This is a genomic window from Pseudomonas sp. PS01297 (genome assembly GCF_029959305.1).
GTDB classification, from domain to species: Bacteria; Pseudomonadota; Gammaproteobacteria; order Pseudomonadales; family Pseudomonadaceae; genus Aquipseudomonas; species Aquipseudomonas helleri.
Window position 1 is genome coordinate 1 of the sequence record NZ_JASCPQ010000029.1, and the last position, 11,702, is coordinate 11,702.

Sequence of the window (11,702 nt, forward strand, 5' to 3'; positions counted from 1 at the left end):
AAAACTGGACACCCCCGCCCAAGCCCCCCACGCTCTTGCAGCTTGCAGCTTGCAGCTTGCAGCTTGCAGCTTGCAGCTTGCAGCTTGCAGCTTGCAGCTTGCAGCTTGCAGCTTGCAGCTTGCAGCTCATTTCGCCCCCTTGCATCTAAAGTCCTACAAATAGGCAAACTTCTTTAGGACTCCGCACATTAGAATAGGCGCAGTCATTTTCTAAGACAGAGACGCCTTATATGCCAGATCCAGCTGACGCCAGCAGGGTGTCAGATTTACCGCTGGACGAGTTAGTGGCCTGCCATGAGTGCGATCTTCTGATGCGTAAACCGCATCTCGCGCTTGGTGAAAAAGCCCAATGCCCGCGTTGCGGTTATGAGCTTTATGCCCATCGTCACAATATGGTCGAGCGTAGCCTCGCTCTCGTCATTGCCGCCTTGCTGCTGTATGTCCCCGCGAACTTTTTGCCCATCATGGAACTCAACCTGTTGGGCCAGGCTTCTCAAGATACCGTTTGGAGTGGCGTTGTCGGCCTCTTTGACACCGGCATGCAAGGCATCGCCGTCGTGGTGTTCTTGTGCAGCATGGGGATTCCGTTACTCAAATTGCTGTGCCAGCTGGCAGTGCTACTGAGCATCCGCTGGAACATTGGCCGCTCTTACGGCTTGCTCATCTACAGGATTTATCACCACTTGAAAGACTGGGGCATGCTTGAGGTGTACCTGATGGGCGTGCTGGTGGCCATTGTGAAGTTGGTCGACCTGGCCGAGCTGAGTCTGGGGCTAGGCCTTACCTGCTTCGTCAGTCTGCTGCTGGTTCAGGTCTGGCTGGAGGTCGTCATGTCACCTCACCAAATCTGGCAGGCGCTTTCAGGGGAGGATACGCATGCGTGCGATTGATGCCGGCATCCTGATTTGCACCGAATGCCACGAATTAAATCGGCAAGATAAAGACGTCGATGAGCAAACTTGCACCCGCTGTGGCGCTTTGGTGCACGCTCGTCGCCCGAACAGCTTGCTGCGTACCTGGGCCCTGTTACTGACCTCTGCCATTCTGTACATCCCGGCGAATTTGTTGCCGATCATGACCATCAATACGCTGGGCCAAGGCAGCCCCAGTACGATCATGTCCGGGGTAATCGAACTGGTGCAGCACGGGATGATACCCATTGCCGCGGTCGTATTTGTGGCAAGTATTTTGGTACCCACCTTCAAGCTGGTTGGCATTGCCTTGCTGTTGTTCTCGGTACAGCGCCATCAACCCTTGTCTGCCCGGCAACGTATCATCATGTACCGATTTATCGAGTTTATTGGCCGCTGGTCGATGCTCGATATTTTCGTCATCGCCATTCTGGTGGCGGTGGTGAACTTTGGACGTATCGCCAGCATTGAGGCTAATCTCGGCGCTGTCGCCTTCGCCAGCGTCGTGATCCTCACCATGCTTGCAGCTGTAACTTTTGATCCCCGACTTATTTGGGATAACACGGAGTCGGATGACGACCATGAGTGATTTACCTACCGCTAAAACCCGTCCGGCGTCCAATTGGTCGGCCATCTGGATTCTCCCGCTTATTGCCCTGATCATCGGTGGCTGGCTGGGCTGGAAAGCCTACAGCGAGACGGGCATTGATATTCAGGTGCGCTTCGAAAGTGGTGAAGGCATTGTCGCCAACAAGACCGAAGTGGTCTACAAAGGCATGCCCGTAGGCAAGGTCAAAACCTTGGCACTGGATGAGAGTGGCCCGAGCAAAGGGGTCATCGCCACCATCGAGATGAACAAGGACGTAGAGCAATACCTCAAAACCAACACCCGCTTCTGGCTGGTCAAACCCAGCGTTTCTCTGGCGGGTATCACCGGCCTCGAAACCCTGGTCTCCGGCAACTACATTGCCGTCAGTCCGGGTGATGGCGAGTCGACACGCAAGTTCAAAGCACTGTCGCAAGAACCGCCGTTGTCTGACGCCAAGCCAGGCTTGCACCTGACACTCAAGGCCGAACGACTGGGGTCGCTGAATCGCGGCAGCCCGGTGTTCTACAAACAGATCCAGGTTGGCCAGGTTAAAAGCTACGTATTGTCCGAAGACCACAACACCGTCGAGATCAAAGTCTTTATTGAGCCGACCTACGCGAATCTGGTGCGCAAACACACGCGCTTCTGGAACGCCAGCGGCATCAGCATCGACGCTAACCTGTCTGGTGTAAAAGTGCGCAGCGAATCGCTGGCCAGTATCGTCGCAGGCGGTATCGCTTTTGCCACCCCCGAGAATCGCAAAGACAGCCCGCCAACCGATCCCAACCTGCCGTTCCGCTTATATGAAGACTTCGATGCTGCCCAAGCGGGCATCAAGGTCAAAGTTAAACTCAGCGACTTCGAAGGCCTGCAAGCAGGGCGCACACCTGTCATGTACAAAGGCATTCAGGTCGGTAGCCTCAAAGCCTTGAAAGTCGACCCAGATCTGAGCAGCGCCAGCGCCGAATTGGCCCTAGATCCCTTGGCCGAAGACTATCTGGTAGAAGGCACCCAATTCTGGGTGGTCAAACCGTCCATCTCACTGGCCGGTATTACCGGGCTCGAAGCGCTGGTGAAAGGCAACTACATCGCTATTCGTCCGGGTGACAAAGGCGGCAAGCCCGAGCGCGAGTTTGTGGCCCGCCCCAAAGCGCCACCTCTGGACCTGCGCTCACCCGGCCTGCACATGGTGCTCTTCACCGACAACCTGGGCTCACTGGATGTCGGCAGCCCGGTGCTCTACAAACAGGTCAAAGTCGGTTCGGTTCAGAGCTACCAGTTCTCCCGCACTAAAAAGCAATTGATCATTGGCGTGCACATCGAGAAGGAATACGAAGGCCTGGTCAACGCTTCAACCCGCTTCTGGAACGCCAGCGGCGTAACCCTCACCGGCGGCCTGACCAGCGGCATCCAGGTTAAAAGTGAGTCCCTGCAAAGCTTGATGGCAGGCGGCATCGCGTTCGAAACCCCGAAAGTCACGGCGCCTTTGCAAAAACGTATCCCGCGTTTCCGCCTCTTCAGCGATCGTGACGCGGCGATGGAACAAGGCGTGCCGATTACCATCAAAGTGGCGAGTGCCGACGGCTTGAGCAGCGGGTCACCCATCCGCTTCAAAGGTTTGACCGTCGGTAAGATCGAAAGCGTCGACCTCAGTGACGACCTGCAATCTGTCCTGCTGCAAGCACGCATCACCGAAGTGCCAGAGCGCATTGCGCGGGCAGGCAGCCAATTTTGGGTGGTCAAACCCGAACTGGGCCTGATGAAAACCGCCAACCTCCAAACCTTGGTGACAGGCCAGTATCTCGAAGTGCAACCGGCACCCAAAGGTCGCGGGCCACAAAGTGACTTCGTTGCTCTGGAGCAAGCGCCCGACGCCGTAGTCCCTGAAGCAGGGCTGCGCCTGGTATTGAGTGCTGCACGTCGAGGCTCGCTCAAAGAGGGCGTCCCCGTCACCTACCGTGAAGTCACCGTCGGCAAGGTCACCGGGTACGAGTTGGGCAACACCGCTGATCGAGTCTTGGTGCATATCCTGATCGAGCCGCGTTATGCGCCACTGGTACGCAGCGGCAGCCGTTTTTGGAACACCAGCGGCTTCGGTGTCGACTTTGGTTTGTTCAAAGGCGCGACGATTCGTACCGAGTCCCTTGAAACCCTGGTTCAAGGCGGTATTGCCTTCGCCACGCCGGATGGGGACAAAATGGGCAACCCGGCTCGCCCACAACAAACCTTCCCGCTCTTCGACACGTTCGAAGAGGAATGGCTGCAATGGGCTCCGAAAATCCCGTTGGCCAAATAACCCGCTACACGCCCATTAAAAACCGCGATCACTGATCGCGGTTTTTTTTCGTCTCCGTATTCTCCTCCAGCCACAACCGCGCTCAGCGCCACGCCGGCTATTTCAAAAAGTTCAGAGAATTCCTACGTTGGATTTGCTTGGAGCAAGTTAACTTCTTCCCAGTTTCGTCGTTCGGGTCACGTCCACTGTTAAGGGGTTAAATAATAGGGGTGTGGCCAACATTAACGCGGCAAAACCTTGGGGCTTCATTGTTTAAATAACTCACGGATGAACTTCTTGATTTAAAGGTGTGCAATGCCGTGCCTGAAAACAAGTTTAATTTAAAGGATGGCTCCGAAACTTAAATATCTAAAGGAAGTTAAAAAATGAAGTGTGTAACTAAAGCTGCTTTGGTCTCGATGTTCATGTTGGCGGGTTCTGCTTCGATGGTTCAAGCAGCAGGTGCCGGTCAAGGAACAGTCACTTTCGAAGGTGCAATTATTGAAGCGGCCTGCTCTATCGCGCCTGAAAGTGTTGACCAAACTGTAGGGCTTGGCCAAGTTGCCAAGTCGCAATTGGATGTGGGCGGTTCGAGTGCGCCTCAGCCGTTCGACATCAAACTAGTGGGCTGCAATACCGCAACCCTTAAATCAGTCTCCACTACCTTTACCGGTGGTGCCTCGGCAGACGTTCCGGGGGCGCTGGGCATTGTGGGCACGGCATCTGGCGCTGGTATCATGATGCGCAATGCGAGCGGCACACTCATTGAATTGGGTGTTCCAACACCAGCTCAAACCATTCAGGACGGCAATAACACTCTGCAATTTGGTGCATTCCTGAAAGGCGCTACCGCCGCAGATACTGTCAAACCAGGTGAGTTCACCGCCATTACCAACTTCTCATTGGCTTACCAGTAAGTCATTGCCCTGCCACCGCAAGGTGGCAGGGTAACTTGAAAATGAGAACCTGCTCGTGAATGTAATAACGCAGTTAACTATTACTTCTTCGTTCGCACTGTTAATGGTGCCCTTTAATAATGTCGTGGCGGCTGGCCAACAAAATGGCGTTGTCACACTCGGCGGCGAGATTCTTGATTCGGCCTGCACGATGGACACCAGCAGCGCTTATCAAGTGATTGAAATGGACCCCATGCCCGTTGGCCGACTTATTCGGCTCGGTGAGGGCGATCCGCATTCGTTTACCTTGCGTTTAACTAATTGCTCACTCACCCGTACTAACCCTGACCGCCCCGGCGAGAAGTTGCCCGACTGGCAACACGTACGTGTGACATTTGACGGCGTGCCAGACCGCCAAGGTCGTTCCTTCGCGGCCAATGGTTCTTCACAGGGTGTGGCCTTCCATATCATCGATGCCCAAGGCCACGAAAGCCTTCCGGGCGTGCCCATGGCCATGATTCCGCTCTCGAGCGCCCGAGATCAAGTGCTGCATTACACCCTCAAATTGGTCGGCAATGACCAGCCTCTTTCGGTCGGCAGTCACCGCGCTGCGGTGCGCTTCAGGCTGGAGTATTACTGACATGGTTGGTCTGTTTTCCATGCTTAAAACGTCAACGATAAAAGCCGCATGGCCACCGTGTGTCATGGGCGGGCTGATGGTCGTGGCTGGCAGCGCAATCGCGGCTGGCGATATTCAGTTCAACACAGACATTCTGGACCTTAACGACCGTTCCAATATCGACCTGTCGCAATTCTCGCGCAGTGGTTTCATCCTGCCCGGTGTTTATCCGATGAACGTGCAAATCAATGCCCAAAGCCTGGGCGAGCAGCGCATCGCGTTCATCCCTCCCGAGGATGACCCCAAAGGCAGCGAAGCCTGCCTGTCGCCCGAGCTGGTTGCGCTACTGGGGCTCAAAGAGGGCAAAGACGCCGAACTGACCTGGTGGAAAAACAATGAGTGCCTGAACATTCGCAGTTTGCCCGGTATGGAAGTCGCGGGCGATTTAAGCACCTCGACCCTGCGTATCTCGTTGCCGCAAGCCTATCTGCAATACACCGCGCAAAACTGGGATCCACCGTCGCGGTGGGATGACGGCGTGCCGGGCCTGTTGTTTGATTACAACCTCACCGCCCAATCCATTCGAGCCAATAACGATGGTGCCAAAAACAACCTCAGCGGTAATGGCACCCTTGGCGCCAACGTAGGGGCATGGCGGGTGCGTGCAGACTGGCAAGGGCGCGTTGATGCCGAAGACACCAGCCGCACACAGCGTATGGAATGGAACCGTTTCTACGCCTACCGCGCCTTGCCATCGCTGCAGGCGCGCTTGTCGGTGGGTGAAAACTACTTGTACTCCGACCTGTTCGACAGCTTCCGGTTTACCGGTGTGTCGCTCAATTCAGACGACAACCAGTTGCCGCCCAACTTGCGCGGCTACGCCCCGGAAGTTGTGGGTGTCGCCCGCACGAACGCCAAAGTTGTCATCAGCCAACAAGGGCGTGTGCTCTACGAAGCGCTGGTGGCCGCCGGGCCATTTCGCATCCAGGACCTCAACGATGCCGTCAGCGGCTCGATGGATGTACGGGTGGAGGAGCAAGACGGCTCGGTACAGACCTTTAAGGTCGAGTCCGCCAGCATTCCTTACCTCACACGGCCCGGCAGCGTGCGTTTCAAAGTGGCGGCGGGCAGGCCGTCCAACCTGCAAGAGGGCGATGACGGCAACGTATTCAGTACCGGCGAGTTTTCCTGGGGGGTCAGCAACGGCTGGTCACTGTTTGGCGGGGCCATCACCGACAACAACTACCGCGCGTTTTCAGTGGGTGTTGGTCGCGACCTGATGGCCTTCGGTGCGGTGTCACTGGACACCACCCGAGCCAGCACCACGTTGCGCGACGGCACCTACTCGGGGGCCTCGTACCGCTTGAGTTACTCCAAACGGTTTGAAGAATACGACAGCCAGGTCTCGTTCGCGGGGTATCGCTTTTCACAAAAAGACTACCTGAGCATGAGTGAATACCTCGATGTTCGTCACTACGGCGGTGAAGTAGGGGGCAGCAAATCGCTGTACACGGCCACCTTCAACAAACAGTTTCGCGATGCCGGTGTGTCGGTCTATCTGGATTACAGCAATCAGTCCTACTGGGACCGGCCCGACAGCGAGCGCTGGAACCTTTCCGTGTCGCGCTACTTCGATGCGGGTCCAGTCAAAAACCTCAGCATGTCGCTTAACCTGTTCCAGACCCAGCAGCGCCAAGAGCCAACCAGCAAAGGTATGTTCCTCACCTTCAGCGTGCCCTTGGGCCGCTCGGGCTCGTTATCCAGCAGTTTCAACAGAATCCAGAACACCAACAATTACTCGACCCGCTACAGCGACCGCATCAATGAGCGCAACAACTATCAGTTGGCGGCAAGCGACACCTCGGTCAGCGGCTTCCTGAGCCACGCCGGTGATCGAGCCGATGTTGATCTCAGCGCAGGCATCGAAAAAGACAGCCGTTCAAGCCTCAGCGTATCTGCCCGTGGTGGCGGCACGCTGACTAAAGACGGCGCCGCATTGCACCGCAGTTCCAGCATGGGCGGCACTCGCCTGATGGTCGATACCAGCGGCGTGGCGGATGTGCCGATACGCGGTTATGGCGCACCGACCCGCAGCAACGGCTTCGGCAAAGCGGTGATCTCGGACATCAGCAGCTTCTACCGCACCTCAGCCAGCGTGGACCTGGAAAGCCTGCCGAGCAACATCGAGGCCACCCAGTCGGTCACCGAGCTGACCCTGACCGAAGGCGCCATCGGCTATCGCACCCTGGCGGTGATCTCTGGTGAGAAAGCCATGGCGGTTCTGCGCCTGCCTGATGGCAGCGTCCCGCCGTTCGGCGCCAGCGTCAAAAATGAAAAACAGCAGGACACCGGCATCGTCAACGACGAAGGCAGTGTGTACCTGAGCGGCATCCAGCCCGGTTCGCAGATGACCGTCAGTTGGGGCAGCACCGAGCGCTGCAGCCTGAGCTTGCCCGAGGTGCTCCCGGCCGACGGGCTGGCCTCGACCCTGAACCTGCTGTGCCAGCCCATCAAGGCTGACAGCACACCCGCCTCGGCAGTAATACCTGATGTTTTGGAGAGAAAAGCCTCATGAGCCTCAACCCCCGTTTTGCCCCTTTTGCATTGGCCCTGTTGGCGATGTGCCTGATCAACACCAGCAAGGCCGCCATCGGCCTGGACCGTACCCGGGTGATTTTTGACGGCAGTAAAGACGCCGTCAGCATGAACATCACCAATAACAACGCCGAACTGCCATACCTGGCCCAGGGCTGGATCGAAGACGAGTCCGGTAAAAAAATCAGCACCCCGCTGACCGTATTGCCCCCCGTGCAACGCCTTGAGCCGGGCAAGAACAGCCAGGTCAAGGTTCAGGCCCTGCCAGCAGCCAAGTTATTGCCCCAGGACCGCGAAAGTGTTTACTACTTCAACCTGCGTGAAATCCCGCCGCGCAGCGACAAAACCAATACGCTGCAAATTGCGTTGCAGACGCGCATCAAACTGTTCTACCGCCCGGCGTCGATCATCCCGACCCAGCAGCAACAGGCTAACCCCTGGCAGGAGAAACTGACCCTGACCCGTCAGGGCGATCATTACCAGGTCAATAATCCAACCCCGTACTACGTGACGCTGGTGGATGCGCGCAACAGCAAAGACGGCAAAACCGCAGACGGCTTCGAGCCGCTGATGGTCCCGCCCAGAGGTGCCCTTAAACTGGGACCGACCGCTGCAGCGCTGGGCAACACGCCGTACCTGACCTACATCAATGACTACGGCGGTCGCCCGACCCTGGCCTTCACCTGCGCGGGCAATGAATGCAGCGTCGACGTTAAGGCTTCTTCGCGCAATGAATAGCGTCATGCCCCTGGCCCGTGGGCTGGCGCTGACCGGTCTGATACTGGCGTTGTCAGCCAACCTGTGCCGGGCCGAAGACGAGCCCATCATCGATACCGATGGCTTGCTGGACATCAGCGGCTCACTCAACCATGCGCCGTGCCTGTTGGAAATGTCCTCGGCCTACCAGACCGTCGCACTCAACAATGTCTCGCGGGCCGACTTGCTCAAGCCCGGCGACATGGCCGAGCCCGTGGCCTTCCAGTTGCGGTTTCTGGACTGTCGGCGCATTGCCGGTGGCCTGCCCAACGAGCGCACCGGCCGTCTGGTCTGGAGCCCTTATGAGCCAGTTGTGTCGGTGGCCTTTGTGGCCCCGGCAGACCCCGATGATCCGCGTTTGGTGAAAGTGCAGGGCGTTACCGGGATGGGGCTGCGGCTGACCGATACCCACGGCCGTGATGTGCGCCTGGGGTCATGGGGCCAGCCCCTGTTTTTGGTGCACGGTCGCGACACCGTGACTTGGTACGTTCAGGCCACTCGCACGCCTGCCCCCCTGACTAACGGCGCCTTTCGGGCTGTCGTCGATTTCAGGCTCAACTATGACTGAGGAACCAGCGATGTTCAGCTCCGGCTTACCTATCGTCCTGATCGGCGGCTGCCTGTTGTGGGCACTCAGCCAAGGCGCACAGGCAGACGTCAACGTGACCATCAGCGGTGTGGTGCAAGCACCGCCACCGTGTGAGATCAACCGCGGGACAACGCTTAACGTCCCGTTTGGCGATGCACTGCAAACCACCCGCATTGACGGCATCAATTATCAGCGCGGGGTGGACTATGAAGTGTCGTGCAGCAACCCGTCCTCCAATGCCATGACCCTGGAGCTCAAAGGGGCAGGGGCCGCGTTTGATGCTAAATCGCTGGCCACCAGCAAGGCTGATCTGGGTGTCAAGCTGTTCGTCGACGGTGCCGACTGGCCGCTCAATACGGCCGTGAAATTCACCTACCCGACCTTGCCCGGCGTGCAAGCGGTGCCCGTTAAACGCCCTGGCAGCACCTTGACCGGCGGCGGATTCACCGCCGCGGCAACCTTGGTGGTGGTACTGCAATGAAGAAGGAACGCCTGATGACATTCTGGCCATCGTCCGTGGTGCTGACTGTGCTCTCCTTGGGCCTGTGCAGCACTGCCACGGCTAACGTGGCGTTCAACGGAACGCTGATCGAACCGCCGCCGTGCACCATCAATGGCGGCAGCACTATTGAAGTGGACTTCAAGGAAGTGGGTATCAGCAAAGTGGATGGCGAGCATTACCGCCAGCCGGTGAATTACACCATCACCTGTTCAACCGACACCTTGCCCTGGGAAATGATCCTCACCGTGCGGGGCACGGCCACCACTTTCGAGCCCTCAGCCGTGCAATCGAGTGTGGTCGATCTCGGCATTAAATTGCTGCAAAACGGTCTCCCTCTGGAACTCAACACACCACTGGTGATTACCCCCAGCTCACCGCCTGTGCTTGAGGCCGTGCCGGTCAAACGCCCTGGTTCGACGTTAGCCCCCGGTGGCTTCACCGCATCAGCCACGTTATTGGCGAACTACCAATGAGGCGCCGCAGCATGCGATCAGTCATTGAAACCCTCGCGTTCACCCCCCTTGCGGCGTGCCTGCTGGCCAGTCAGGTGCAGGCAGCCGACAACTTGAGCTTCAAGGGCGTGTTGGTTGCGCAGGCCTGCACCATTCGCCCGGGTGACGAACTGATCCCGGTGAAGTTCAGTGATATCTCCACGTTCAGTCTTTACCAAAACACCCGAACGCCCGGAGAGCCTTTTTATATTCACCTGCAAGACTGCGACACCCATATTGCCGACTCGGTGACGGTCACCTTCAGCGGCGCTGAAAATGCCGAATTGCCGGGCTTGCTGGCGTTGGGCACTGGCAGTGTTGCCCGAGGCATTGCCATCGGTCTTGAAACGGCCACCGACCAGCTATTACCCCTTAACGCACCCAGCCCCGAACAGGCCTTGAACGAGGGTGACAACGTTATTTCGCTCAAGGCCTATGTGCGGGGCGAGCCTACCGCCATTGCCAATGAGTCAATCCGCAAAGGCCGCTTCGTGGCGAACTCGACGTTCACGCTGGCGTACCCGTGACGTTCATATAGAACCTGATTTTCACCCAGCACCAGAGGCATTCATGACCTTGAACCATTCTTTTTGTCGAGCGTTACTGGCAATCGCCCTGTGGATAGTTATGCCCGCGGCCAACGCGTATCTGTTGTCGACCCACGCCAACAACGACCCACGCCCTTCACCCATCACCTCTCCGGGCAATCTGCTGGTGGTTTCTGGCACGGCCACGGCCACGGACAACGGCGTTCCAAACCAGTACCCCGGCAAAGTGTTATGTCCAGGGGCAACAGTTCCCTGCCAATTTGGGCCGGTGGCCAGCCCCATCGTCATTAACTCGGGCGGGTACCGCTTCGTCAGCGCGATGAATTGCACCAGTTTTGTCAGTTTCTATTGTGCAAGCCACAACGATACGTCGGTTACCGTCAATACCAATATGACCTGGGATCAGGCCATCAGTGCTTGGCGGGCGCGTTACGGTAACTCCGTGAGTCGTTATAACGCCTACACCTATGGGGGGGGCGGTGTGACCCAGCGTATGTGTACTTCTTGGGCGACCTATGCAGGCAACAGAGCCAGCAACAGCTATTTCCTCCCCGGCGCGGACTCCTGCGGCCCGCCACCGATTCCGCCCAACCAATGCAACGTCAGCGGTGGCACGGTGACGCTTGATCACGGCACGTTGAAGGTCGGCGAAATTACTGGAAAAAAAGTGGAGGTCAGCCGTCAGGTGACATGCACCCGTGACGCCTCGGTCACCTATACCGTCGCAAGCGGCAACCCGGTGAACCTGGGCAATGGCATCTTGAGCATCATCACGGTCAACGGCTTCAATGCAGGTCAGGTCCTCAGGCTGCCGGGCGGTACCTCCAACTTGAAAATTGCCTCAACCTTGACCGACCAAGGCGCAGTGGCCGGGCCTTTCTCTAAAACGATTGTATTGATCCAGAACCTCCTCTAAGCGCCTTGTCTGGCG

General features: G+C 57.5%; 12 protein-coding genes. All 12 read left to right on the forward strand.

All coding sequences use genetic code 11. The features are described from left to right. The first annotated feature begins 230 nt into the window (after positions 1–230). The 12 genes from QMX84_RS10975 (at position 231) to QMX84_RS11030 (ending at position 11,687) form a co-directional block, all read left to right on the forward strand. A complete protein-coding gene (locus QMX84_RS10975) occupies positions 231–890 on the forward strand; it encodes a paraquat-inducible protein A (RefSeq protein ID WP_262125590.1) in 660 nt (219 codons plus the stop codon). Beyond that, positions 877–1,500, forward strand: coding sequence for a paraquat-inducible protein A (locus QMX84_RS10980; protein ID WP_048391768.1), 624 nt, complete (start codon positions 877–879; stop codon positions 1,498–1,500). The genes QMX84_RS10975 and QMX84_RS10980 overlap by 14 nt, the downstream gene beginning before the upstream one ends. Then, positions 1,493–3,796 (forward strand): MlaD family protein, encoded by a 2,304-nt coding sequence (locus QMX84_RS10985; RefSeq protein WP_282363805.1) that lies wholly within the window; start codon positions 1,493–1,495, stop codon positions 3,794–3,796. The genes QMX84_RS10980 and QMX84_RS10985 overlap by 8 nt, the downstream gene beginning before the upstream one ends. 365 nt (positions 3,797–4,161) lie before the next feature. Beyond that, on the forward strand, positions 4,162–4,692 hold the full coding sequence (locus QMX84_RS10990; RefSeq protein WP_262125594.1) for a fimbrial protein: 531 nt from the start codon (positions 4,162–4,164) through the stop codon (positions 4,690–4,692). 103 nt (positions 4,693–4,795) lie between these two features. Further along, a complete protein-coding gene (locus tag QMX84_RS10995; protein WP_262125656.1) occupies positions 4,796–5,311 on the forward strand; it encodes a fimbrial protein in 516 nt (171 codons plus the stop codon). A 1-nt stretch (position 5,312) separates the two neighbouring features. Then, complete coding sequence (locus QMX84_RS11000; protein ID WP_282363806.1) at positions 5,313–7,865, forward strand: outer membrane usher protein; 2,553 nt, start codon at positions 5,313–5,315, stop codon at positions 7,863–7,865. After that, a complete protein-coding gene (locus QMX84_RS11005) occupies positions 7,862–8,623 on the forward strand; it encodes a fimbria/pilus periplasmic chaperone (RefSeq protein WP_282363807.1) in 762 nt (253 codons plus the stop codon). The genes QMX84_RS11000 and QMX84_RS11005 overlap by 4 nt, the downstream gene beginning before the upstream one ends. Before the next feature lie 4 nt (positions 8,624–8,627). Further along, entirely contained in the window at positions 8,628–9,209 is a 582-nt protein-coding gene (locus QMX84_RS11010; protein ID WP_282363808.1) for a fimbrial protein, read from the forward strand. Continuing rightward, positions 9,202–9,711 carry a fimbrial protein gene (locus QMX84_RS11015; protein WP_282363809.1) on the forward strand — a complete coding sequence of 170 codons (510 nt, stop codon included), beginning with the start codon at positions 9,202–9,204 and terminating at the stop codon, positions 9,709–9,711. Before QMX84_RS11010 ends, QMX84_RS11015 begins: the two co-directional genes overlap by 8 nt. Before the next feature lie 14 nt (positions 9,712–9,725). Beyond that, positions 9,726–10,205, forward strand: coding sequence for a fimbrial protein (locus tag QMX84_RS11020; protein WP_282363810.1), 480 nt, complete (start codon positions 9,726–9,728; stop codon positions 10,203–10,205). Positions 10,206–10,216: 11 nt separating this feature from the next. Then, positions 10,217–10,750: a fimbrial protein gene (locus QMX84_RS11025; RefSeq protein ID WP_282363811.1), complete on the forward strand. Its 534-nt coding sequence runs from the start codon at positions 10,217–10,219 to the stop codon at positions 10,748–10,750. A 43-nt stretch (positions 10,751–10,793) separates the two neighbouring features. Then, positions 10,794–11,687, forward strand: coding sequence for a hypothetical protein (locus QMX84_RS11030; protein WP_282363812.1), 894 nt, complete (start codon positions 10,794–10,796; stop codon positions 11,685–11,687). Positions 11,688–11,702: the final 15 nt, after the last annotated feature.

Bases quoted from the DNA above. Each gene is read 5' to 3' on its own strand.
- QMX84_RS11025 (WP_282363811.1), top strand. From the start codon at position 10,217: ATGCGATCAGTCATTGAAACCCTCGCGTTCACCCCCCTTGCGGCGTGC.
- QMX84_RS11015 (WP_282363809.1), top strand. From the start codon at position 9,202: ATGACTGAGGAACCAGCGATGTTCAGCTCCGGCTTACCTATCGTCCTG.
- QMX84_RS10975 (WP_262125590.1), top strand. From the start codon at position 231: ATGCCAGATCCAGCTGACGCCAGCAGGGTGTCAGATTTACCGCTGGAC.
- QMX84_RS10995 (WP_262125656.1), top strand. From the start codon at position 4,796: ATGGTGCCCTTTAATAATGTCGTGGCGGCTGGCCAACAAAATGGCGTT.
- QMX84_RS10990 (WP_262125594.1), top strand. From the start codon at position 4,162: ATGAAGTGTGTAACTAAAGCTGCTTTGGTCTCGATGTTCATGTTGGCG.
- QMX84_RS11010 (WP_282363808.1), top strand. From the start codon at position 8,628: ATGCCCCTGGCCCGTGGGCTGGCGCTGACCGGTCTGATACTGGCGTTG.
- QMX84_RS10980 (WP_048391768.1), top strand. From the start codon at position 877: ATGCGTGCGATTGATGCCGGCATCCTGATTTGCACCGAATGCCACGAA.
- QMX84_RS11020 (WP_282363810.1), top strand. From the start codon at position 9,726: ATGACATTCTGGCCATCGTCCGTGGTGCTGACTGTGCTCTCCTTGGGC.
- QMX84_RS11000 (WP_282363806.1), top strand. From the start codon at position 5,313: ATGGTTGGTCTGTTTTCCATGCTTAAAACGTCAACGATAAAAGCCGCA.
- QMX84_RS11030 (WP_282363812.1), top strand. From the start codon at position 10,794: ATGACCTTGAACCATTCTTTTTGTCGAGCGTTACTGGCAATCGCCCTG.
- QMX84_RS10985 (WP_282363805.1), top strand. From the start codon at position 1,493: ATGAGTGATTTACCTACCGCTAAAACCCGTCCGGCGTCCAATTGGTCG.
- QMX84_RS11005 (WP_282363807.1), top strand. From the start codon at position 7,862: ATGAGCCTCAACCCCCGTTTTGCCCCTTTTGCATTGGCCCTGTTGGCG.